The organism is Actinomadura livida (assembly GCF_014648675.1).
Classification (GTDB): domain Bacteria; phylum Actinomycetota; class Actinomycetes; order Streptosporangiales; family Streptosporangiaceae; genus Spirillospora; species Spirillospora livida.
In genome coordinates this window covers 1-771 of record NZ_BMRO01000055.1, presented here as the reverse complement: position 1 = coordinate 771, position 771 = coordinate 1, and the positions used below count along the sequence as shown (strand labels likewise).

The following is a 771-nucleotide window of genomic DNA, read 5'->3' as shown; positions in this document are numbered from 1 at the left end:
GACGAGGATGTGTGGACGCAGATCCGCTACCCCAGCGGTGTGCTCGATCCCGACACCGGCGAGCTGATCTATGACGCCCAGGTCGCCGAGATACCGGCCTACACCGCCTTCACCGGCCGCAACAAGAGCGAGCAGGTCACCGCCCGGCTGATCGTGCGTCGTGTCCGTGACCTGGCCAAACCGCCCACCGTGGGTGAACAGGGCGAACTGTTCCCCGCCTGGCGCTACCACCCGTTCTTCACCGACAGCCCGTTCCAGACCCTGCAGGCCGAACGCCAGCACCGCCACCACGCCGTGATCGAGCAGGTCATCGCCGACGCCAAGGCCGGACCGCTGGCCCACCTGCCGTCCGGGCAATTCAACGCCAACGCCGCCTGGCTGGTCCTGTGGGCGATGTCGTTCAACCTGCTGCGCGCCGCCGGCGCGCTGGCCTCGGCCTTCCACGCCAAAGCCACCACCGCCACCCTCCGCGCGCACCTGGTCAACGTCCCCGCCCGGCTGGCCCGCTCAGCACGCCGCCTGCTCCTGCACCTGCCCCGCAACTGGCCCTGGCGCGACGCGTGGATGCACCTGTTCACCACCGTCCACGCCCCACCCGACAGCGTCTGACATGCCGTTATCCACCGCCCCAGAGGGCCCGACCGGAACCGAACACGTGGAAAGGCTGGGCAGACCAGCCGATCACCCCTGCCCGCGAGTGCCCGACAACTCGACCACCTCACCGAAATGGCCGAGAGATCGACCTCGATTCACCATCGGTGGATCGAGGCT

General features: G+C 68.7%; 1 protein-coding gene. It reads left to right on the top strand.

Annotated features, from left to right (window positions below; all coding sequences use genetic code 11):
• Positions 1–609: transposase (locus tag IEZ03_RS37280; RefSeq protein WP_229808837.1), on the top strand; the 609-nt coding region annotated here is incomplete at its 5' end.
• Positions 610–771 lie beyond the last annotated feature (162 nt).